The 22,162-nt window shown below is 35.5% G+C and carries 30 protein-coding genes and 2 pseudogenes; 24 read left to right on the plus strand and 8 right to left on the minus strand.

Features of this window, described 5'->3' with window-relative positions; genetic code table 11:
* From IPK14_15565 to IPK14_15615, 11 genes and pseudogenes are all read left to right on the plus strand, one after another.
* Positions 1 to 517: hypothetical protein (locus IPK14_15565; GenBank protein ID MBK7994739.1), on the plus strand; the 517-nt coding region annotated here is incomplete at its 5' end.
* Between the two features lie 136 nt (positions 518 to 653).
* Entirely contained in the window at positions 654 to 1,541 is an 888-nt protein-coding gene (locus IPK14_15570; protein MBK7994740.1) for a hypothetical protein, read from the plus strand.
* Positions 1,462 to 1,842 (plus strand): hypothetical protein, encoded by a 381-nt coding sequence (locus tag IPK14_15575; GenBank protein ID MBK7994741.1) that lies wholly within the window; start codon positions 1,462 to 1,464, stop codon positions 1,840 to 1,842. Before IPK14_15570 ends, IPK14_15575 begins: the two co-directional genes overlap by 80 nt.
* Positions 1,843 to 2,095: 253 nt before the next feature.
* Entirely contained in the window at positions 2,096 to 2,359 is a 264-nt protein-coding gene (locus IPK14_15580; protein MBK7994742.1) for a hypothetical protein, read from the plus strand.
* A gap of 42 nt (positions 2,360 to 2,401) precedes the next feature.
* Positions 2,402 to 2,725 (plus strand): hypothetical protein, encoded by a 324-nt coding sequence (locus IPK14_15585; protein ID MBK7994743.1) that lies wholly within the window; start codon positions 2,402 to 2,404, stop codon positions 2,723 to 2,725.
* A gap of 157 nt (positions 2,726 to 2,882) precedes the next feature.
* Positions 2,883 to 3,188: a hypothetical protein gene (locus tag IPK14_15590; GenBank protein MBK7994744.1), complete on the plus strand. Its 306-nt coding sequence runs from the start codon at positions 2,883 to 2,885 to the stop codon at positions 3,186 to 3,188.
* A gap of 67 nt (positions 3,189 to 3,255) precedes the next feature.
* Positions 3,256 to 3,828, plus strand: coding sequence for a Uma2 family endonuclease (locus IPK14_15595; GenBank protein ID MBK7994745.1), 573 nt, complete (start codon positions 3,256 to 3,258; stop codon positions 3,826 to 3,828).
* Between the two features lie 21 nt (positions 3,829 to 3,849).
* A pseudogene (locus IPK14_15600) lies at positions 3,850 to 4,446 on the plus strand (hypothetical protein).
* Positions 4,447 to 4,727: 281 nt separating this feature from the next.
* Positions 4,728 to 4,958: a hypothetical protein gene (locus IPK14_15605; GenBank protein MBK7994746.1), complete on the plus strand. Its 231-nt coding sequence runs from the start codon at positions 4,728 to 4,730 to the stop codon at positions 4,956 to 4,958.
* The gene (locus IPK14_15610; protein MBK7994747.1) at positions 4,928 to 5,152 is read left to right on the plus strand and encodes a hypothetical protein; all 225 of its coding nucleotides are present in this window, start codon (positions 4,928 to 4,930) and stop codon (positions 5,150 to 5,152) included. The genes IPK14_15605 and IPK14_15610 overlap by 31 nt, the downstream gene beginning before the upstream one ends.
* A gap of 56 nt (positions 5,153 to 5,208) precedes the next feature.
* The gene (locus IPK14_15615; protein MBK7994748.1) at positions 5,209 to 6,000 is read left to right on the plus strand and encodes a hypothetical protein; all 792 of its coding nucleotides are present in this window, start codon (positions 5,209 to 5,211) and stop codon (positions 5,998 to 6,000) included.
* Positions 6,001 to 6,359: 359 nt separating this feature from the next.
* Here IPK14_15615 and IPK14_15620 read toward each other — a convergent pair whose 3' ends face one another.
* Positions 6,360 to 6,500 (minus strand): hypothetical protein, encoded by a 141-nt coding sequence (locus IPK14_15620; GenBank protein ID MBK7994749.1) that lies wholly within the window; start codon positions 6,498 to 6,500, stop codon positions 6,360 to 6,362.
* Here IPK14_15620 and IPK14_15625 point away from each other — a divergent pair.
* The 7 genes from IPK14_15625 to IPK14_15655 all read left to right on the plus strand — a co-directional run bounded on the left by IPK14_15625 (position 6,490) and on the right by IPK14_15655 (position 11,342).
* Positions 6,490 to 7,335: a hypothetical protein gene (locus IPK14_15625; protein ID MBK7994750.1), complete on the plus strand. Its 846-nt coding sequence runs from the start codon at positions 6,490 to 6,492 to the stop codon at positions 7,333 to 7,335. The genes IPK14_15620 and IPK14_15625 overlap by 11 nt on opposite strands.
* Complete coding sequence (locus IPK14_15630; protein ID MBK7994751.1) at positions 7,280 to 7,753, plus strand: hypothetical protein; 474 nt, start codon at positions 7,280 to 7,282, stop codon at positions 7,751 to 7,753. Before IPK14_15625 ends, IPK14_15630 begins: the two co-directional genes overlap by 56 nt.
* Before the next feature lie 524 nt (positions 7,754 to 8,277).
* Positions 8,278 to 8,562, plus strand: coding sequence for a hypothetical protein (locus tag IPK14_15635; GenBank protein MBK7994752.1), 285 nt, complete (start codon positions 8,278 to 8,280; stop codon positions 8,560 to 8,562).
* Positions 8,538 to 8,792 (plus strand): hypothetical protein, encoded by a 255-nt coding sequence (locus IPK14_15640; GenBank protein MBK7994753.1) that lies wholly within the window; start codon positions 8,538 to 8,540, stop codon positions 8,790 to 8,792. The genes IPK14_15635 and IPK14_15640 overlap by 25 nt, the downstream gene beginning before the upstream one ends.
* 516 nt (positions 8,793 to 9,308) lie before the next feature.
* Positions 9,309 to 9,830, plus strand: a complete 522-nt coding sequence (locus IPK14_15645) for a hypothetical protein (protein ID MBK7994754.1) — start codon at positions 9,309 to 9,311, stop codon at positions 9,828 to 9,830.
* A 277-nt stretch (positions 9,831 to 10,107) separates the two neighbouring features.
* Positions 10,108 to 10,647, plus strand: coding sequence for a hypothetical protein (locus IPK14_15650; protein ID MBK7994755.1), 540 nt, complete (start codon positions 10,108 to 10,110; stop codon positions 10,645 to 10,647).
* 527 nt (positions 10,648 to 11,174) lie between these two features.
* On the plus strand, positions 11,175 to 11,342 hold the full coding sequence (locus IPK14_15655; protein ID MBK7994756.1) for a hypothetical protein: 168 nt from the start codon (positions 11,175 to 11,177) through the stop codon (positions 11,340 to 11,342).
* Positions 11,343 to 11,529: 187 nt separating this feature from the next.
* Here IPK14_15655 and IPK14_15660 read toward each other — a convergent pair whose 3' ends face one another.
* Positions 11,530 to 12,069 carry a helix-turn-helix domain-containing protein gene (locus IPK14_15660; GenBank protein MBK7994757.1) on the minus strand — a complete coding sequence of 180 codons (540 nt, stop codon included), beginning with the start codon at positions 12,067 to 12,069 and terminating at the stop codon, positions 11,530 to 11,532.
* A gap of 322 nt (positions 12,070 to 12,391) precedes the next feature.
* Between IPK14_15660 and msrA the strand changes: the two are divergent.
* Positions 12,392 to 12,939: pseudogene (gene msrA, locus IPK14_15665) on the plus strand (peptide-methionine (S)-S-oxide reductase MsrA).
* 13 nt (positions 12,940 to 12,952) lie between these two features.
* On the opposite strand, the gene IPK14_15670 reads toward msrA, so the two are convergent.
* The 6 genes from IPK14_15670 to IPK14_15695 all read right to left on the minus strand — a co-directional run bounded on the left by IPK14_15670 (position 12,953) and on the right by IPK14_15695 (position 17,465).
* On the minus strand, positions 12,953 to 13,609 hold the full coding sequence (locus tag IPK14_15670; protein MBK7994758.1) for a tetratricopeptide repeat protein: 657 nt from the start codon (positions 13,607 to 13,609) through the stop codon (positions 12,953 to 12,955).
* Positions 13,573 to 13,752, minus strand: coding sequence for a hypothetical protein (locus IPK14_15675; GenBank protein ID MBK7994759.1), 180 nt, complete (start codon positions 13,750 to 13,752; stop codon positions 13,573 to 13,575). The genes IPK14_15670 and IPK14_15675 overlap by 37 nt, the downstream gene beginning before the upstream one ends.
* Before the next feature lie 151 nt (positions 13,753 to 13,903).
* On the minus strand, positions 13,904 to 15,286 hold the full coding sequence (locus IPK14_15680) for a protein kinase (protein MBK7994760.1): 1,383 nt from the start codon (positions 15,284 to 15,286) through the stop codon (positions 13,904 to 13,906).
* Between the two features lie 29 nt (positions 15,287 to 15,315).
* Complete coding sequence (locus IPK14_15685) at positions 15,316 to 15,966, minus strand: 1-acyl-sn-glycerol-3-phosphate acyltransferase (GenBank protein MBK7994761.1); 651 nt, start codon at positions 15,964 to 15,966, stop codon at positions 15,316 to 15,318.
* A gap of 35 nt (positions 15,967 to 16,001) precedes the next feature.
* Complete coding sequence (locus IPK14_15690; GenBank protein MBK7994762.1) at positions 16,002 to 16,553, minus strand: 2OG-Fe(II) oxygenase; 552 nt, start codon at positions 16,551 to 16,553, stop codon at positions 16,002 to 16,004.
* A 51-nt stretch (positions 16,554 to 16,604) separates the two neighbouring features.
* Entirely contained in the window at positions 16,605 to 17,465 is an 861-nt protein-coding gene (locus IPK14_15695; GenBank protein ID MBK7994763.1) for a hypothetical protein, read from the minus strand.
* Between the two features lie 416 nt (positions 17,466 to 17,881).
* Here IPK14_15695 and IPK14_15700 point away from each other — a divergent pair, with 416 nt between their 5' ends.
* The 5 genes from IPK14_15700 to IPK14_15720 all read left to right on the plus strand — a co-directional run bounded on the left by IPK14_15700 (position 17,882) and on the right by IPK14_15720 (position 22,162).
* Complete coding sequence (locus IPK14_15700; GenBank protein ID MBK7994764.1) at positions 17,882 to 18,433, plus strand: prepilin-type N-terminal cleavage/methylation domain-containing protein; 552 nt, start codon at positions 17,882 to 17,884, stop codon at positions 18,431 to 18,433.
* Between the two features lie 18 nt (positions 18,434 to 18,451).
* Complete coding sequence (locus IPK14_15705; protein MBK7994765.1) at positions 18,452 to 19,081, plus strand: hypothetical protein; 630 nt, start codon at positions 18,452 to 18,454, stop codon at positions 19,079 to 19,081.
* Positions 19,082 to 19,099: 18 nt separating this feature from the next.
* Positions 19,100 to 20,446 (plus strand): hypothetical protein, encoded by a 1,347-nt coding sequence (locus tag IPK14_15710; GenBank protein ID MBK7994766.1) that lies wholly within the window; start codon positions 19,100 to 19,102, stop codon positions 20,444 to 20,446.
* Positions 20,447 to 20,455: 9 nt separating this feature from the next.
* Positions 20,456 to 21,394, plus strand: coding sequence for a hypothetical protein (locus tag IPK14_15715; protein MBK7994767.1), 939 nt, complete (start codon positions 20,456 to 20,458; stop codon positions 21,392 to 21,394).
* A 576-nt stretch (positions 21,395 to 21,970) separates the two neighbouring features.
* The gene (locus IPK14_15720; GenBank protein ID MBK7994768.1) at positions 21,971 to 22,162 is read left to right on the plus strand and encodes a hypothetical protein; all 192 of its coding nucleotides are present in this window, start codon (positions 21,971 to 21,973) and stop codon (positions 22,160 to 22,162) included.

The raw sequence follows: 22,162 nt of genomic DNA on the forward strand, positions 1-22,162 counted from the left end.
CAAAGAAATTGTTCAACGTAGTGGAGTTTCTCATAAACAAGTAAACCTTTCTAATATAGCTAGCAAACAAGGAACTCTTTTTAGTAATAATGCGGCAAGTGTTGCTAATTTTACAGATTTAGAACTTGAAGTAGTAAAAATAGTATTTGGTAAATCAATAAAAATTAATCTTTCTGATGCAAGGAAAAAAGCTAAAGGTGATGACAAACAACTAGATTTTTTTTCTTTAATAGATGGACAACTAGGTTCAGAAACAATTATTGAAGAAGAAGAAAAACGTAGTCAAACATTAGGCGGAGATTTCTACCTAGCAGATTTAGGTAAAGCAGCACAAGAAATAGAAAAAGTTTTGCTTAGTAATACTACTTCTTTAAGTTCGGCACTTATACAAGATTTTTGGTTCGTATTAGTGATAAAGAAGATATTAAAGCACATTGGGAATTTCGCTATGAAGATCTTCGCCCTCAAACCCTACAAGATTACTACGAATCATCACTTAGTACAGCAGTACAGCTAGCCTACAATGAAAAAGATAAAAGTTTTGAAATCGCTGTTGGTGAAAGCAAACGTCAGCGTAAAGAATTAGGTGCATATTACACGGACGCGCGGCTTTGTCGCTATATGGTAGAGCAAACCCGTTAAGCCAATTTTTGATGAGTCGTATCGAGCAATTGCGAATAGCAGTTGAGGACAAAGATTTGGCTACAGCTAGACAAACTTTTTATTCAATTGTCCATATGTCCATTTGTGACCCAACAATGGGTAGCGCACCGTTTTTGCGTGCTGCTTTTGATTATTTAGCTGAATCTACGCAATATTTTAAGCTTTGTAGATATGTTAATGAGTGTAAAAGCAAGCTACCAGATTTTTACAGTGAAGTAGCTAAAAACTATCCATTCCTTGCCGCTAAAGGTGGGCGAATGGATGAAGACGGCGTAGGGGCTTGGGAACTACATATTTTACGCCAAATGCTTTACGGCGTAGACATTGACCGCAAAGCCGTTTGTATAGCCTGCCAGACCTTTGCCTTATCATCAATGCGCTACTTAAAACAAGGTGAGCGTTTCCCATCATTTTTTAACTTAAATCTTAAGTTAGGCAATGCGTTAATTTCGCCTACAAGACCAAGCGACAGACAGCAACTAGCCAAAGATCAAGGTAAAGAGCTTGCAAAACTCATTCAACTTCGCCGCAAAGCGCGATTAATTCCCAACGATGAAAAAGCTTATGAAGAGCTAGCCAAAATCTTTAAGCAAATTCAAGACATAAAAACCCCGATTTTAGAAAAGCTTGTGCAAGAAAATGTAGCACCTATTTTAGATAAATTTACCGAAGAGTTATTGCCATTTTGTTGGGAGCTAGAATTTCCAGAAGTATTTTTTAATGATGATGGAACGCTTAAAGAAAACCCTGGTTTTGATGTTGTTATAGGCAATCCACCTTGGGAAGCAATTAAATTTAATGACAATGAATTTTCGCGCTCAATTGGAGTTACAGATATTTCAATTCAAAAGCTTAATCAAGACAAACAAGGAAGTTGACATAGCTTATAAACATTACCGTGAATCTATAGATGTTTGGAAAGAATGGGTTAGCTCAAACTATCAATATCAATACCAACAAGGCGGGCGAGATCGTAACAAATGGCGACTAGCAACAGAAGTTTCTTGGAAGCTTACAAAATTAAATGGTTCAATGAGTTTAGTTATACCAAGCGGAATAATTGCTGATGAAGGTGGTTTTGTCCTTAAAGAATGGATATTTTCAGAAGGTAAAGCAGGTACATTTATTTCTTTTGATGAAGCTAATAATGTTTTTCCGGCTCACAAGCTTTTACAGTAGTAATTTTCCAAAAGTAAAAGAACAGAAACAGTTAAACATTTTAGAAGGTTTAATCCAAGCTGAAACCTTATTTAATTGGCCTTACAACCGTTATCTTTATCTACAGATTTAGTGAAAAAGATGAGTCCAGAAGTTATTAGCCATTCCCAATATTAGGGATAACATAGACCTATCCTTACTAGAAAAGCTTATTCTCACCCTTTGATTACGATTACGCTTTTGGTATACACAAACGGTTTCTTATGATTTCCACATGGGAAACGATAAAGAACATTTTGAACGAGGTGGAGCAATTCCACTACTGGAAGGAAAAAGTATTGAACAATATGAAGTGGTTCAGCCTGAACAAATAGAAAAACGTGTCGCTTTCCGTCGTCAAACTGAGCCAAACAGACAATATCGTATTGCTTGTGCTGATGTAGCAGGAACATTATTAGCTCGCCGTATGTTGTGCAGCGTTTTACTCTATGGTTATGCTACAGGGATAAACTTATTAGCTTTCTGGTTACAGGAATAATGCTGAACGTCTTTCTTGTAGCAATACTTAATAGTTTTGTTATTGAATGGCGGGTTAGACAAATTGCTAGAAGCAACAATATTAAAAAATTTATGCTTACTCAACTTCCTATTCCGACCACCAAAACAGGACGTTGAAAGAGTTGCATCACTTGTAGCATCGCTTATAACCACAGATGAACGCTTTGCAGACTTAAAACCATTGCTGCAAGATAAAATGCCTGTTTTTCAAGAAGATAAACGACACGAAATAAAATGCTTAATTGATGCAGAAATAGCACATTTATTTGGCCTAACAGACATTGAACTTAGACGGGTCTTGGAACGATTTGATAAAGTCCACAAGAAACTAAAGATTTGGTTATGAAATATTTTCAAGAAATAATGGGTGAAGCTTAGGGGCGGGAATGGAACGCCAGAATTTATATTTACAACTATGCTGAAGCAGAAAATTTATTAAAATAATTCACAAAAAATTTGTCTGGTCAAACGCTAAATAAATGGCTTGTGGGATAAATATAAAATTGTGCCTCAAGAGCCGGTTCAAACGACATTTTAGCGTCCATGTTGAAATAAATATAGATACTTGGTTGATGCTAGAAGGTTTAGCTAAAATCACTAATCGCACACCTGAAGAATTAATTGAAGAATGGGCTAGCGATAAAAACAGCCCTTTACTTGTAGAAGAACAAGGTAAGTTTATTTCTCAAGAAACCTTAGAAAAAGTAGCCAAAGTTTTAAACATAGCGGAAATGTTCTTTAGTAAAACTATTGCTGATACACAACAAAAATTAGGTGATAATTATCCAGAATGCGAAAAGAGTGGCTAAAACAACTCAAGAAATTTTTAGCACATTACGCGAGTTATTAAATATTGAAATAGAAGGGTGAAAATTTATGTCAGCAAATCCAAAACATTACTACACACTTGAAGAATACTTTGCTTTGGAAAAAGTCGGTCATGCCCGCTATGAATATTGGGACGGCGATATTGTTTGCATGAGTGGCGGAACTAAAGAGCATGCACAGATTGGCGGAAATATCTTTGGTGAGCTTTACAGCCAACTTAAAGGTAGAAGATGCAAAGTTTTTACAAGCGAAATAGCTATTAATACTCCAGCTTTTCCCCCTTATCGTTATCCTGATATCAGTGTTGCTTGTGGAGATATGGCTTTTGAGAAAATATCCGATATAGATACACTAGCTAACCCTACAGTTATTTTTGAAGTGCTTTCTTTAAGCACCGAAGTAGCGGATCGAGGGCGCAAACTTCAAGCTTATAGAGCAATGGAAACGCTGCAAGAATACGTGCTTGTTTCTCAAGTTAGGCCACAAATTACCCATTATGTTAAACAAGACAATGGAGAATGGCAGAGCTTTGATATATCAGGTCTAGCCGTAACCCTTACATTAAATAGCATTGGCTGTAATTTGTCCTTGCAAGATATTTATGATGGCATAGTTTTTTAATTAAAAGTTATTGGAGGATTTATGGCTTTTAGCGATTATAAAACTATTTCACAAATACAAAGAATTTGGTATCAAATACCAAGAAGAAAATTTTATTCAAATTCAGCCCTTTGAAGCCTCCCAAGCTTTCTTAGAAGATATAAAATTTAATTTAGAGAATATTGATGTTTATACTTCAGGAAGTCATGTACAGAATTAATTGTCACACCTATTTTTCTGGAAGTTTATAAAAATATTGAAAAAATATTCTTTTTGGATTCAAAAATATATTACCTATACAGATAAATTAAGTGGTACACCTGACTATATGATTGCTACTAAATCTCCTTTAGGAAAAACTGTCTTAGATACCCCATTAATAGTAATTGTAGAAGCTAAAAAGAATGATTTTGAACAAGGTTTTGGGGCAATGTTTAGCAGAATTGGTAGCAGCACAAAAAATCAATGAAGATAATTTATTGCCTGTGTATGGAATAGTAACAGATGGAGAATTATGGAAATTTGGTAAATTAATTGACACAACTTTTTACAAAAAATATTGATGGATATACAGTTACAGCACTCTCAAAACTACTAGGAGCAATAGATTTTATATTACAAGCAGCAAGTCCAAAATAATATTTTTAATTAAGGAAATAATTTTTCATCAGTGGACGAAAAAAAATATTAGAAATGCTAGGCCAAGTGCTAACTGATTCTGCTAGTGGGTTGCAACTTGAAGTTTTAGAACTGGAAATAGCAAAAAATTAGGTCGTCCAATATCTCGAAAAAACTTAGAAGAATTACTTGTTAGACATCCAGACCGCTTTGAGGTTGATGGCGGCGGACATTGGCAATTAAAAATCCGCGCTCAAGCAATTGAAGTAGAACAACCAGCCCTATTAAAAACCTCGTCATCTTTGAAACACGGCTGCTATGTAGTCTTTGACCTAGAAACCCTTGGCAAAGACGCAGAAAGCGAAGAAACGGAAATTATAGAAATCGCCTATGCCCGCTATGAAAACAACAAACAAGTTGAAAGCTGGCAAACATTTGTAAAACCAAGTGTTGATATTCCTCAACTAATTACTGAGCTTACAACAATTGAAGATAAAGATGTTTGCAATGCACCAAACCAAAAGAAGCTTTAGAAGAAATTTTTAAGCGCACTCAAGGCTATCCATTAATTGCACATAATTGTTTTGCTTTTGATAGGGTTGTTTTACTTAATATTGCTGCTAGATTAAACATAGAATTGCCTAAAGATTTAGTTTTTCTTGACACTTTGCCGCTAGCACGAATATTTCACCAAAACCAGGTCAACGCCATACTAATGAAGATTTAGCACAACTTTACAATTCATATCAGGAAGGTGCGCATCGTGCGGATGTCGATGTAGCAATGCTTTGTGGTGTTGTTTCAGGGCTGCTAGCAGAAACTAACAACCACCCAGCCGGAGTTTTAATTTATGAGCTTTTACATAAAGCAAATGAACCTTGGGCCGATTTGCTAGACAAACCTAAACAACCTTTAGATTTAGACAATGTGCTAGCTCAGTTAGGCAAGGCTCAACTGCCTTTGCTACCAGCAAAAAACAAAGCTAGCGGTATTGGTGCAGAAACCAAAGCAGTTGACGCAATTTTTGACGAAATGCTAGCGCGTGGACGTGATAGCCGCGCTTCTCAAAAACGCTTTTCACACTTGGCCGCAGATGCTTTTCGTACAAAGCAATTTGCTGTTGTAGAAGCTGGCACGGGAACAGGAAAAAGCCTTGGCTATCTTATCCCTGCGGCACTTCAAGCACATAGCCAAAGCCAAGCTGTAGTTGTATCAACTTATACTAAAATACTACAGAATCAATTAGTAGAAAAAGATATAGCCTTTTTACAAGAATTAATGCCAAATCTAACGGCTGTAACTCTTAAAGGTCGTGGCAACTATTTAAGTATCAATAAATTACAAGAAGAATTGCTGGATGCTGTAGAAGAAGATTTTTTATCGCGTGCGCGTGGCTGGACATTATCGCTACTAACTTCACTAGCTATTGATAGCCCAACTGGTGATTTAGAAACGACTTGGTTTACTTTAGAAAGCCTGGATGAATATCTTGATAGCCAAGGCGAGCCGTTTATTATTCAAAACAATGTGTCGGCTAAAGGTGCAAGTCAAGCAGATAAACAAGCAATAAATTAGATTTTTATGACAGAGCAAAAGAAAATGCCTCTCGTGCTGATATAATCGTGGTCAATCATAGCTTGTTGCTTGCTCAAGCGGTGATGACTGAAGATGACCGCCTGCCAGAACTGATTTCCTTTTGTTATCTGCGATGAATCACATAATTTAGAAGATGCAGCAACTTCTGTTTTAAAACAAGAAATTAGCGAAAAGTATTTACGCCGATTAATTTATGCTATTTATGATGAAAAACGCCGCACAGGACTTTTAGCAAATGCTCGTAAAATAGGCATTTCAGCAGAAAATGAAATCTTAAAAAAAACTACTCAAGCATTATTTGAAAGCAATCTACATATTGATAATATTTCAACAAGGCTTCAAACATTTGTTGGGGCTAATACGGTTGTTTCAACTGCTGAACGCGCCCGTTTTGGAGTTAGTTTAGAGCTAAGGTCTTCATCCTTAAGCGCGTCCGGCGGCCCTGCTTTAAGAGAGTCTGCTATAGCTTTGCTTGACACATTGGACAAACTTTCTACAGCTTTAACGGATCTAGCTAAAATAGTTTTTGAACAAACTTATAAAGCTAGCAATCGAAACAGTCAACGTGTTGCTAGACTTGCTTATAGTTTGGCAATGGATCTTTTTGATGCTAAAAAAATATTAAATTGGTTTTGGAAATTTTATGAAGCTACAACTTACGTTAGAGTAATTAAGCTTGAACCAGATAGACAAAATAAATTGTTTTGGACTTTAGAAGGCTTACCCATAGATGTAAGCGCGTTGCTGCATGATAGGTTATGGTCAAGGCTAGATGCAGCCGTGTTTTGTTCTGCTACTTTAGCAACTCATGGAGATGAGTTTGGGTTTTTCTTAAGGCGTAATGGACTAGAGCGTTTACAAAAAACCAAAGTTGTTACAGAAATCTTGCCGCATGTGTTTGATTATAAACAAAATGCCCTGCTTATGTTGCCAGCACATTTACCAACACCGCGAGATGAGGCATTAAAAAAAGAATTTCCTCAAGCTGTTGCTGCTGAATTACTAAGATTTATTCCATACTTTCGAGGTCGTACTTTAGGCTTATTTACTGCACGATCAAGAATGAGAATGGTTTATGAGCAAATAGGCTCAACACTACATCAAAAGGGCTACCCAATACTTTGCCAAGGCGAAGGTGCTTTAGCAAAACTTCGAGAAGAATTTGAAAAACGTGAAGAAGTTAGCTTGTTTGGAGTAAGATCTTTATGGGAAGGTGTAGATGCCAGGACGCTCACTCTCTTTTGTTTTTATGAGCAAAATGCCTTTTCCATCTCTAGGCGACCCCTTGGAATCTGCCAGAATGAATGCGGTTGAAAGAGCCGGAGGAAATGGTTTTTATGATTATTTTCTTCCTAAAACTATTTTTACTTTTAAGCAAGGCTTTGGACGGTTGATTAGGTCAAAATCTGATCGCGGGGTTGTAATTTTTCTAGATAAACGGCTTAGAGGTGCAACTTATCGCCCAGATGTACTTAACTCATTGCCAGATCCAATGGTTGGTTATGAATCTGATTTAGATATGTACAAGCGCGTTTGTGATTGGATGGGTGAGCCTTTTAATGAATCGCTACTACCACCAGTTGCAATACACGAAATAGAACGCATATTAGCCGAACATACACTTAAAAAAGCTACTTTTTCTGACTCTGAATTTGATAAAGAAGTCTTGCCACATCTTTTGGCAGTCTTAAAAAGCGTTTGGGGCTTTGATAGTTTTAGAAAAATCAATTAGATATTGTTCGCGCTGTTTTAACTGGTAATGACTTGCTAGGTCTATTTCCCTACAGGTGCAGGAAAAGTTTAACTTTTCAGTTGCCTGCTTTAGTGCGCCCAGGTCTTACCCTAGTAATATCACCATTAATTGCATTAATTCGTGACCAAGTTCAGAAATTACGCCTATGAGGCAGAAGTAAAATATGTTAACTGTTTGGTTAGTGGTATGACTTCTATGGAACAAGAAAGTTTTAGCCGAGGCGAAAAATAAACGCTTACGTATTTTATATGTATCGCCTGAAAGACTTCGTGACCCACGTTTTAGAATGTTTTTAGCTGAACTTCCAATAGTTCAGCTTGTAGTTGATGAAGCGCATTGTATTTCTTGGGAGCATGATTTTCGCCCTGATTTTTGAAATCGCTACACTTTTGCCAGCAACTAAAATATTGCTATTCAAGCATTAACAGCAACGGCTACAACGCCTGTTCGCAGTGAAATAGAGAAACCTTAGAGTTAGGAAAAGAGGCTTACCATTTGTTACAATGACAGGGGATTTTAGACGAGATAACTTAGTTTTTCGTGTTTTTCATCCTTCATCAGCAAAAGACCGAGATGCTTTAACAATAAGCCTAGCTCAACAAATAGTAAGCAACTCTGAAAAAGGCGGAGCAGGCGTTATTTATGTTGCAACACGGCGGGAATCAGAAAGACTTGCTACATTTTTACGTAGTCGCAATATTGCGGCACAAGCCTATCATGCAGGCTTACCAACATCTACACGTCAATATGTCCAAGAACTTTTATGCAAGGTGAAATTCAAGTTGTAGTGGCAACAAACGCTTTTGGAATGGGTGTTGATAAACAAGAAATTAGATTTGTTATCCATTATGATCATCCAAATTCTGTAGAAGCTTATGTACAAGAATCAGGCCGCGCCGGTCGAGATGGAAAAGAAGCTTATGCTATTTTAATTTATTCATCAGCAACTCAAAGAACACATAGATTTTTAGCTAAAAAAAGGCATTCCTACAGTAGAAGAAATTTCAGAAATAGCTGAACGTATCTTAGCAGCTAACTTTTATGGTGCAGTTCGCTCTAGTGATGGCAAGGTTTTTACTTCATTTGAAAATATGGTGACGGGAACTTGATTTTGAAGAAGCTAAACTAAGAGTAATTGTCTATGCTTTAGAACAAGCCGAGGGTAATAAAACGAGAAGAAGATTTTGTTTTAGAAGCTACTATATTACTAAATAATGACCTAGATGATATACTTAATAAACTCTCAAGCTCAGAACAAGAATTATTTGAAGTTCTTATAAAAGAATTTAGCCTAAGCCTAATGTTCGTTGTTATTATCGAGCATTACCATTAATTGAAAAAACAAACTTTAGTCCATACATTGTAGAGGCGTTGTTAACTAAACTAGCACAAAATGGAGAGTTAATTTTTAGAGCTTATGCTAGAGGTAGTAGTTTTAACGCTTCAATTAATGCAAATAATAAAGATGTAATTAAAAAAAATAGCCACAGATTTTTTAAGTCGTTTTGAACAATTTGATAATAGATTAAAAGATATGATTAAGTTTGCTGAAATGAGTGTTAATTCAAGAGAATGTCGGGCTGCTTACTTAATCAATTACCTAACAGGTGACACAAATTCGCCTCGTTGCGGTAAATGTGATTTATGTTCGTCTAGCTATCCTGTGCCTTGGAATATGAGTGCGGTAGTTGCTCCAGAACCGCTAAAAGTTGAACCCATAATAGCTATTTTAGAAGCTGTTCGAGACCATAATAGTCAATATGGAAAAATGACTCTTAAAAAAATGCTACTTGGAGAAGGTTTTGGAAAAAGTGGTGGCAAAACCTATGAATTACCAGCTTATGCTAGGCGTTCAGAGCATTTTGGCGTTTTGAAAAATGCTCTAAACCATGAAAAATTACAACATTATTTTGATCGTCTAATTGCAGATGGTTATATATCGGAAATAGAAAGACAGCTTTCAAAAGATAAAGGTATCTATACAAGTATACAGCTTACACCACGAGGGCGAGATATCCTTGCTGGTGCTGAAGCTCTGCCAGGCTCAATTAGCTGAATACCTTCAGGAGATACACCATGAAATATGTCCAACACAAAGATTTTTATCTAAATCCACGCAAGCCAATCAAATTTTTAGACCAAATAGTTAGTAAATTTTCTAGAAGTCGCTATACATTACAGAGCAGGAAGCCTTAGAAGAAATATGGAACAGCGGCGAAGATGTTCGACTTAGAGAAGATCCTAGGTTTTGGGAGATTTATGGATTAAACCATTTTCATTTATCTAATCAATGTCTTGCTAATAAACTGCTTGTAGATCGTCTTTGGAAAGGGATGTGGAATGGTCAGGATTTAGAGGAAGAATTAAGTAAACTTGATAGCTCAAATAAATTTTATGTTTTTTGCCCTGCTGATGCTCGCTTTACCCAAAATGATAAGGCTTTGATGTTAACGGCTAGGCCAATTATTAAGCTACCAACAGAACTTCAACAAGAAATAAATATAGTTTTAGATAAATTCTTACATCTTCACCAAAAACAAGCAAAACCCCTTACTACACATCAAATAAATGACAAGCTAGTTTATATAAATGAAAAATTTGGCGAAAAAGATAATATTCTTGATATTTTAGAAAGCTGTTTATATCAAAGATCTGATTGGTCAGAAATAGCAAGATCTTTATGGCTACCTACTAGCTTAGTACCTAAATTAGACTTACCAAAACATTTTAGAGTCTTGCAAGTCAATAATAACTCTAGCTTTAAGAGCATAGAAGTAATAGAAAATAATAACGAGTTGTCTATTTCTGATAGCAATACTATAGAATTTCCTGACCCTCCTATAGAAAAACATTTAGATACATCTATTAGTTGAGTACAAGTTTTAAGAACTATTCATATTTATAATAAATACTTACCTGTTCCTACTCAAGCACAGTTTAGATATCCAAAATTTGTTGGTCATAAAAGCAATGTTATTGCTGTAAAAGGTGTTTTTTTTGATACTGGAGAAGAAGATTTTCTTTGGTTAGACATAAAACAAAACCGATTTTTTGGAGAATTTTTAACAACAATTCTTGAGTGGGAAACATCTGGTCGGAAGTTACACCTAACATGGTTTGCTGAAGCTATAGTAATTAAGCTAGGAGAAATAGATAGACAAGTACAACTAGAGGAAGCTAGACATATTGATCCTGAAAGTTTACAAAATTTAAGGTTAAAACAAGGTGAGTCCTATAGAAAAACTCTTAGCGAAATCCTTCGCAATAACCCAAATGGATTAGATTTTCGTGCTTTATATGAAAAACTTTCACAACAACAAAATCATTATCCAAATCGCAACACAATTCGCATTATTTTGGCACAGTCACCAGAGTTTATAGCTAATGGCAATATTTGGAAATGGCAAGAAAAGAAAATGCTTCGCAAGTTCTAAATAAATTTTTAACGCTAGCTGATTTGGCTAATAAATCTGGCAAAGAAGTTAACAATTTAGCCGATCTAGCTGATGCAGTAAGCAACGCCTTAAAAAATATAGTTAATAAATCTGATTCTTCAAAAAACAAATAAATTTATTGCTTATTTTTCCTAGCCAAAAATTACTATTTCTCCAATGTCCCTAGATCAATTTCATTTGTTCCACTCTCTTCTATAGTGTCGGTTCGTCTAGGAACATAAATAGAGCGTACATACTCTTCTAAATCAGTGCGTTTAACTTTCCACATGTCCTTTAAATAGACCTCGCAGTTTACCTTTTTTAAGTCCTCACGTAGTTCTTTTCAGGTATATGAGTTAAGATGGAAACTTCTTCTACCGTCAAAATTAATTTTGCGGCAGCTTCTACAGCAGATATTGATGTTTTAATGCTTTCTTTGGTGTTTGTACTACTTTTAGCTTCTTCTTTAAGAATTTCCTTAGCTTCCAATGTAATAGGTAAAGGGCGAAAAGGCTCTTCTACTAACTCTATTGCTGATGCTGCAACTATAGGTTGTTCTAAAATTATAGTTGGTGGTTGTGGGGGAGGTTCTTCTAATGGTGGAAAAGCAGATGATTTTACTACAGGAAGTTCTTCATTATTTTCCCTTGCGGCCTTAATTCTTTCTAACTCAGTAAGTGGAAAGTAGGCTGTATAACCACCATGATATTTTTTCTTATAAACTGTAATGATTTTGTCTTTGCTAGAGAGTCGTTGGAGCGTTTTTTCTGAAACGTCTAGAATTTTGGCAGCTTCTTTTTTAGAAACTAGCCCTGTTAAATCGCTATCTTCTAAATCTGTGTCAAATTTATTTTCTTCCATTTTTTTCTACTCCCAATCTTTATTAAACTTTATGATAGCTTTTGTCCAAGTATTTGTCCAAGCGTGGATTTTAATTATAAAATTGCTAGCAAAACTTAAAAAATTTTGTTTTATAACTAGAAGTAAAAAAAGCTTTTCTGCGTTTGAAAAAATTTGTTTTGAGGTCTAACCAAATAACAAAAAGCGATCAATTCAAGATTATTTGCTCTTAATCACAGCGAACAATCAGGTTAAAAGACTCCCATATGAGTTAAGAAAAATGCTAGTGTTAAATAAATCAAACAAAATTTAATTAGTACTTAATCAACAAGGTCATAAATCTATGAGTCAACAAAACGAAATGGAAGTAGCAACATTGGGCGGCGGTTGTTTTTGGTGTGTTGAAGCTGTTTTTCAAGAATTAATGGGGGTAAAAAGTGCTATTTCAGGCTATGAAGGTGGTGCAACACTTAACCCTACTTATAAGCAAGTTTGTAGCGGAACAACTGGACATGCCGAAGTTGTCCAGGTAACTTTTGATCCAAAGGTAGTTTCATTTAAGGAAGTTCTTCAGATTTTCTTTACTGTTCATGACCCAACTACGTTAAATCGCCAGGGAATGGACGCAGGCACTCAATATCGTTCAGTAATTTTCTATCACAATGAAACACAAAAACAAATTGCTCAACAAGTAATTAAAGAACTAACAGAAGAAAAATTTGGGACGATCCAATTGTTACAGAAGTATCACCTAGTACAAGCTTTTATCCGGCTGAGGATTATCACCAGGAATATTTTAAGTACAACACCTATCAACCCTATTGTTTAGGCGTAGTTGCACCAAAAGTTATGAAGTTTCGCAAACAATTTAAGGATAAATTAAAGAAATAGTTTTTATGGGTTTTTAGCTAATTAAGCCTAGTTTTTTTTGTAACTCAGTAAAACGAGGGTGTCCTTCTAATGCTTCATAACGTCGATCAGACTTTACCCAAAGTAACCAGTCTGATCGCTCAGGATAGGCTTTTTCTAACCAATCTAAAGCTTGTTCAGGCTCTTCAAGCCCAATATAAACAAGACCCATAGCAGCAGGCGAGACATAAGTAGTTTTTGACATTTCTTTTAGCTCGTCAATTATGCGTTCTGCTCCAACTCTATCGCCAGACATAGCTAAAACATTTCCAAGTGCTGCAATAAACCCAGGATTATTACCAGCTTTTTTAATTGCTGTCTGAAATGATTCTATTGCCTTATCAAACCTCCTTTGATGTTGATAAACTAGCCCAAAACTAAAATAAAGCGGGTGGAAATTTTCATCCATTGCTAATGTTTCTTGAAATTGTTTAAGTGCTTCATCTGCTTTACCAGAACATAAAAGCACCATTCCTATACCTTGATTAATTGGTATAGAAAAACTATCCAGCTTAAGAGCTATTTTCATTTCATCCATTGCTTGATCAAAATGCCCTAACATAGTCAAATACCAACCATACCATTGATGAGCCGTAGCATATGAAGGATTAAGCTCTATTGCTCTAAGAAAATCTTTTCTGCTCCTTCCCAATCCCAATCATAACGATATTTGATCATTCCTAATGAAGTATATGCTTCTGCTGATTGTTCATCTATTTCTAATGCTTTTAGAGCAGCTTGTTTTGCTTTAGGGAAATATTGGTCTGCTGGAACAGCACCATAATTGCCTAACAAAGCATAACAGTCAGCTAACCCTGCATAAGCATTAGCACAAAGCGGATCCTCATTTAATGCTTGATTAAAAAAACTAATTGCTTTTTTTATAGCTTCTTGACTACGCTTATTCCAGTAAAATCGACCCTTAAGATAAAGTTGATAGGCTTCACTATTTTTTAGTTTGGCGTTTTGCTAGCTTTTTCTTTTCTGAACCACTTAACTTAACTTTTAACTTTTCAGCAATTTCTGTAGCAATTTCCTCTTGTATTAAAAAAATATCCGTAAGCTTGCGTCGGTACTGTTCTCCATATATTTGAGAATTATCAGCAACATTAACCATTTCTATTCTGACATTTAATACTTCCCCATGCATCATTACACGACCTGTTATAAGCACAGAAACATCTAGCTCTTGCCCTATTATCTGTAAATTGCTTTGACGCTCTTTATAAAGAAATACTACGCTACGAGCAATTACCTTAATCTTTGGTAACTGTGCAAGACTATCTATTAAATTTTCTGTAATGCCATCGCTTAAGTATTCCATTTCCACATCACCACAAGCATTTTTTAGCGGCAAAATAGCAATTGTTGTAAGTGTTTTAGCTTTACTTGAACGGCTATTTAATTTACTTTGGGATGAAGTAGTTGTACTTAATAAACGTGATGAACCAGATGCACGAATTGATCTAGCAGATTTAGGTTCTGAACATATTTCTTTTAAGGCTGTTAATAGCTCACTCATTGATTGGAATCGCTCATCTCGGTTTTTCATTAGACAACGGTAAATAACATCATTTATTAAAAAAAGCAGTGGGTTTGAACCAGTAATTTTTGGGGTACTATCTTTCAAAATTGCAGCCATTATTTCTGCTGAATTAGGGCGGGAAAAAGGACTAGTGCCTACTAACATTTCATATAAAACACAACCAAAAGAAAAAATATCTGTTCGTAAATCTAAAAACTCTCCCCTAACTTGTTCTGGAGACATATAAGGTATTGTACCCATAATTGTCCCAGGTGTTGTTTCTGCCTTGATTGTTGGCAACATGTCTTGTTCTTCACAGGGTACATTTCTATCAATTCGTGCTAGTCCAAAATCTAGGATTTTTACTAGCTCACTACTAGTAATAAAAATATTTTCTGGCTTTAAGTCTCTATGTATCACACCTTTAGCATGTGCTGCTACTAGTCCTTCTGCTAGCACAATTGCAAAATTAAGAGCTTGTTCAATAGTAAATCGATTACGGGAAATATATGAGCGTAAAGTTTCTCCAACAAGCAATTCCATAACATAATAACAAGTTTCTTGTTCAACACCAAAATCAAAAACAGTAACAATGTTAGGATGTGAAAGTGTAGCTAAAGCGCGGGCTTCACGCTCAAAACGGGTAAGAGCTTCACTATTTTTAGCTAAAGATGATGGCAAAACTTTAATAGCAACTTCTCGACCAAGGCGCAAATCTCTTGCCCGATATACTTCACCCATTCCACCTACGCCCAATTGAGTAGCAATTTCATAATGTCCCAGTATTTTTCCAGTAGTTATCATTAAAAACAAATCCTATTTTCTGTGTTTAATTAAATGGTTTTAGCATCGTCTGGAATTAGCTTTTCTTCCAAGGTGCTAATAATGCTTTTTCTTACTTTTTCAGAAATTTCTGGAATGTATTTTTTTAATTCTGCCCCAGAACAATTTGGCGGGTAAATAGCTGAATGAAAATAAACTACTATTTTACCTGTTAAACGCGGAAGCGTTTGACCAGGAGGCCAAACATCATAAGCACCATTAATTGTTACTGGAATTATTGGTACTCCAGAACGCAAAGCAATCCGAAATGCTCCTACCTTAAAAGGATCTAGCTTTCCTGTTGTTGTGCGCCCACCTTCTGGGAAAATTCCTACTATTTGCCCATTATTAAGATGCTGTTGAGTTTTTTTTATAGCAAAACGGTCATGCCCATCTAACTTTACAGGAAAAGCTCCAAATAAATGACCTAAAGAGCCTAAAATAGGAATTTGCATCATCTGATCCCAAGTCATAAAAAAAATTCGTCGTTTTATTGCTACACCTACAAGAAATGGATCAACATAAGAAATATGATTAGGGGTGACAACTACCGGGCCAGTAGTAGGAATATTTTCTATTCCATAAACTTCTATTTTATAAAGAATCCGAAAAAGCACCCAAACAACTGGCCGAATTATATTAAGTATAATAAAACTATCCAAAAGAACTTGCTCCTAAACAAAGTATTTTCAACTACTTATGCAGCACTATACATAATATCTGTGCGTAGCACATATTTTTGTCCCTTAATTAAAGCTTTGCCTTCATGCAAAAGATAATGGTCAAAACATAATGCCATACCTTTTTGTGGAACTATAGTCACATCAAAATATGGATAGCGTAAATCAAAGCCAGTTTCACCACCTACAAAACCATCATTTAGGTAAACCATTAGTGTTAGTTGGCTTTGTTCTCCATTTGTACGACGAAAACAACCGTCATAATGCGGCTTAAAATACTGACCTGGAGTATAGCGATAAAACCGAAATCTTTCATTTAACCCTAGCACTTGTCTATCTTCAAATACAGGTGGCACAAAAGCTTTTAACTTTTGCCAAATAGTTTCTGCTAATTTTATATCATCTAAAATTACTCGGTTATTATTGCGAACTTCTGGCCGAATGACATGACCTCCAACAGCATTAATTGTTGCTATGTCATAGCCTATTTTTTCACTCATAGCAATATATTCATCACATTCTGCTGGGGATAAAAATTTAGTTATAGTAAAAATTCTATCTGGAGGCATATATTCTTTTTTTTCCATACTTTCTCCTAGCACATTTAATTAATTTATTAATTAATCAGCCTTTTTATTTGATGAAAAAAGAGAAATTTTTCCTGCTTTTGCTCTTAAATTTTTTATTGCACTTAAAAATTGTGGAGGTAGAAGTTTAGGTGTCGGCACTTCTTCTTTTATAGAATTTTCTTCATTACTTTCTGACAAATTATTATCAGTAGAAACTACTTTTTCTTCTACTTTATTATTATTTTGTACAGCTTTACTATTTACATGTTCTTGTAATTCTTTACAGAAATTGTCTTGCTCTGCCTTGCTAGCCTGCTTCCAATTATAGCGCAACTGAGACCATAAAGCGTCAGATTGGCTAATTTCTTGTTTAATTTCTTGCGAATAATTAATAAAATTTGTTTCTAGTTCTTTAACAAAATTTTCTTTTTCTTTTATGGTCAAATTAATCTTAGTTTTTTTTATTAATCCTTGTATAAACACCACCATTTCTACATAACTTTCTGCTGCCTGTTGAGAGAGTGGAGGATTACCTTTAACCAATAATTTATTTTTTGCTTGATAGACATTGCTAACTAATTGTCCAAGCGGATCTTCTTTTCCTTCACTTTCAGCGTGTATATAGAGTTGCCGACCAAATTCGCGCCAAGCAAAGGGGCGTTTTTCTAAGGGTAAAGCTTCTATTTCAGACTTAATTGCTTGAAACATTTTTTTTGATTCTAAAATAGATTCTCGTACTTCTTTTTTAGCTTCTTTCCAATCAATTATAAGTCTATCTTGAAATAATTTAATTTGTTCATCTGTAAGCTTACTATCTAAAGCCTTTTCAATCATTTGTTGCAGCAATTCAGCCGTGTTTTGAGTTAATGGAGGGGTTCCAGTAACTAAAATTTTACTTTGATTTTTAGCCATAATCCTTAACCTAACAAAAATTTTGGCTAACTATAACTTTATTAAACACTTGTTTTCAATAAGGAAATATTTTGTAAAAATGCCATTTTTATGCTGTCTGTCATTTTTGGCATCGTTAAATAATTTATTGTCTGCCAAAAATGACAGTTAATTAATCAATAAAGTTTTTTTAATATTTGTTGCTAAAATTTAATAACTTGAAAATAAACAGATTAAACAAATAAAAAATTTTATCCTACTCTAAAGCTACTTAGGCATAATATTTGTTATAGCTTTCCACTAAAATAAACTAAGGATATCTACTTTTATTAGCAAAATATATAGGTTATACTACCTGAACTAATTTTGAGATCCTTTGTTTAATTATTAGTTTTTATTTATCTTAAAATACAATGTGGAATGCTAAATCTAACATTATGAGCAATATAAAAGGCTATACACTTCTTGAACTTCTAATTGTACTTATTATTATTAGTTCCGTTCTCATAGGCGTATCCGTTAATTTTGGTAGTGCTGCTTTAGGTATAAAGGTTGAACAAGTTGCCGCTGAAATGGCTTATTCACTTGCTGATATTAAACGCCAAGCTCAACGTGGTAGCAACGACCCAGAAAAACTTAACTTTTCCTTAAGTAAAGCTGATATTCGCCCTCATAGCGGCGTAGTAGTCACCACCCAACCACCTAACAACAATGGTTCAAGTTGCCAAGCACGCTGTGATCAAAATCAAGCCGTGATTTGTGTTTCTAATCAACCGTTTTGTTTTAGCACTAGCTCTAATTTTTCTTTTGATAGATTTGGAGGCACATTAAAAGAAGCACACGCAATTTTTATTCTTAGCAAAAACCGCCAACTAGCTTTATTAGTTGATAAACATGGTGACTTTCAAGTAGCAGAATTTTCTGGCGGACAATGGCGTTCTCGCACCGACTTACAAAATCTTTTTAATCCATCATCAAAAGGCAAATAACTATTTAGGGGATAAACAATGTTTAATAAACTTAAAAACAAGCTTAACCGCACCCACAAAGGCTTTTCTGCTATTGAGTATATGATTGCAGCAATTTTGCTAGTCATAATTTTTATTAATTTAGGCAAATTGCTAATCACAGGTGTTAAAAACGGCCAATTTGTTAAAAAACTTGCTGATGTTGGCGCGATTGCATCACAAAAAACTACAGAGTTATTTAATGACACTCCAAATCAAGTTAAATTAATTCCTAATGGTCAAACCCAAATAGGCTCAATCGACCCTAATTTCCCAATGCCAGGCTATTTTGATCTACTCAATGAATCAGGTTGTTTGATTACAAACTCTACAGGATCTCCTAATCCACCTAACCCACCTAACCCAAAAGGAAAAGATGGTAGAGGAATTGACCCAATTGATGATATTGACAAAGGCACAGGCACTATTAACACACTTGATTGTAGTAAATCCACTGTTCCAAATCCTAGCAACTCAACAATTGCTAAATTTCGCCGTCAATGGCTTATAAAAAAGAACTTTCCAACTACAAGTGATGTCACATCTTATGTAATTGTAGTTAAGCAAGATACAAATGATATTGTCCGAGTCAGATATGCAACCAAGTCTGATGGAGTTGTCACCAAATAAAATATTTTAGAGGGTATTATGAGAAAACATTTATTTATTAATAATAAAGGATTTAGCTTATTAGAAGGGGTTGTTATTTTAGTTGTTAGCAGTGTAGTTTTGGCCTCTGCCGCAGGTGTTTACATACAATTTCTAAAAACTAGCAAACGCCAAGATCGAGTTATTCAAGTAGAACGCTCATTGCTTTCCACTCAATCATCCTTAAAACAATCCTTAATAACACTTCCCGGACGAGGGCTTGCAACTTCTAACGGACAAGCTTTTAGTATCCCTGCACTTCCTGTTGCAGGCGTTCTACCAGATGCTACAGGTAAAATTACTCCAATTCGTCTAGGTATTATCACCCCTTACAAAGTTAATGGTTTTGATGCTTTTACTGTTGTTTATGCTGACGCAAAAATCCCAAGGCTGCCAATTGCCGAAGCTTCCATAGGCTCTGGAACTACAGGTAGAGTTAGAGTAGCTGTTCCAAATGTCGGCACGACGACAAACAGCGGAAACAATGATCAAGACCCAACCAAAGGCGATGGCAAAGACGATAAAACTGGGAGAAATTTAGTTAATACCGACTATGGCACAGAGCAACAGCAAAAAGTTCCTGTAGGTGGCTTTCCAACCCCAACCCCAGCTTCTAGCCCTAACCCTAGAGGCCCACGCGAAACGCCAACCCCAACTCAACCCGGCGTTGCGCCAAATATCCCAGATGACCAAACTTTATTGGGGCTTCCTTGGATTCCAAATGCAAATATGTTTCAGCCAGGCGATTTAGCTTTATTAGTTGCTATTCCTCCATATAGCGAGGGAGGAAACGACATTCCAAACTCAAGAATTAATTTCCAACCAGGTTCACGATTAGTTAGACTTACTAGCATTAACAATTCAACTGTAATTCCAGGTCAAAACGGGCGTAGTTTTATAGAATTTAACTATGATCTTTGCACAAATGGTGATTGTGGACAGTCTATACCAGGGCTTTCTAATGCTCCCGATGCTCCACAAAGATTTCTTATTGGCTCTATCCTAGTTCCTCTTAGAGTAGCAAGTTTCTATATCAAACAAGATCAAATGGGCAGCAGACTTATAAGAAACGATGGTGGGACAATCCTACCCGATGGCAACGGCAATTTCTTTGTTCAAGGTGGCTCAGAAACTAATCTTGGCGAAACGGATTCAATAACCGTAACCTACCGGTTAAAAGATGGTACAACCCAACCTACACCCATAAGCCCAATAGTTTCTTGGCTAAATGATATTTCATCCGTAGATGTTTCACTCTCTCGTGAAGTTCCACCCATACAGGGCAATGAACGCATCGCTCGCAAAATTACTCAAACCTACCCAATTTTTATACGCAATATCGAATAGGAGACCATCATGAGCAACAATAACAATGTAGCTAAAAAATCTACCGTGAAAAAACTTAAGAAGTATGCAAAGAAAGTTGTTAGAAAAGTACATAGTCCGCGAGGATGGGCCATCCTATTTGCAACGTTTTTCTTCTTTATAATAAGTTCGGCAGCAATAATAGGCCCAGTATCAAAAACCACAATGCAGCTAAAAGACACCCAATTAGAAATAGCCTTAGCAACAGGTGGAGATATAGCCCTATCAACATCAGGCCCAATAAGAAATTACATAGTTGACCAGGTGTATCAGAGAGTACAAACCCAATTGGTAGACCACTTAAGAAAAGCACAAGGCTCAACTAGTTATGTATGCCAAGGGAAACTAACCGCGCCATCATCAGCAGGAACAGCAGACGGCGACCTAGCAGGCCAGTATGGGTTATGTGAGCCTGAAGTGTTATTTAATGACTTAAAAGGCGATACCAACCAAACTATTAATTTTTTAGAAGGAATTAATTTTAGTAATACTACCTCAGATGATAAAACCTCTGACAAACTTCGTGAAAACATCATCCGCCAAGCCCAAAATGATTACAGCTACACATTGAGAGCCACCTTTGTAGGACAAGAAAAATTCCCCAAACGAAGTCTTACAACAATAGACACAGAAAAATATCATTGGTTAGTGCGTGCCGACGTAGAAAGTCATTCTTATGATGACATTACAAGCGGCACTGTTATTTACTTTGACGTAGTTCTTACCAATCAATTCATTCCTGACAATTTTTCTGGTGCTGGCAGTGCTTGCGATCGAAAAGAGCCTTTTATGGCAACTTGCACTAGCATTGGTGCTGGTGTTGTTGGTGCAACAAATCCACAAGATTGTGTTAGTTCTGGTTACACAACACCTGATGGTACTTATTATGATTCTGGACAAGGCGCTGTTTGCGATCAAGGGATTGCCTGATAATTGGTGCCATGATAGACAATGGCTTTATGTAACTTGTCCATTAGCTAGGAGGAGGATATTCAATAAAATATAGACTCAAATCTACAAGAGCTGAACCAGGATGTGCATCATTAAAAACAGGAAATAAATCAGCAACAGGAATAGATCCTCAAGGCTATTCTTTTCTATTAACTGTAAGAATTGTAAGTATTGGTTCTACTTATAATTAATTACTAATTCATTATTAAGGAGTTTTCAAAATGCTTAAAATTTTAAAATTAATAATTTATTTTACTTTTAACTCTGTTTAACAAAATCTTTTGTATTTGCACAACAATCTAATGATATTCCTATGATTTATAGAGTTGTAAATAGCAATCTTTCTGCAAGTTCAGATGGCTATATTTTCATAGTTAATGCGTTAAACTTACAAGAAATTAAGACGAGTTCCTTTTAATAAACCTCATTTATTGTAGAAATAACTTCTGATCAAAAAGAGCTTTTGTTGCACATTTTCGCAATTTTTAGGCAAGGGCTTAACAGTTCTTGATTTAGAAAGAGGGATAGCAATTAGGCACTTTATTTAATGATGTTATGGTTAATAATGTAAAAATAGGAACAGATGGTTTGTTATGGGTATTACTAAATGATTTAAGAGTTGCTTTGATTAATCCAAATACTTTACAAACTATTACTACTTTTACTTTGCCTGCAAACCCTAGAAGTATACTTTTAGTTCTGATGGAAATCGTGCTTATGTTTCCCTACAAAATAGCAATATTATAA

The organism is Blastocatellia bacterium, from assembly GCA_016713405.1.
Classification (GTDB): Bacteria; Acidobacteriota; Blastocatellia; order Chloracidobacteriales; family JADJPF01; genus JADJPF01.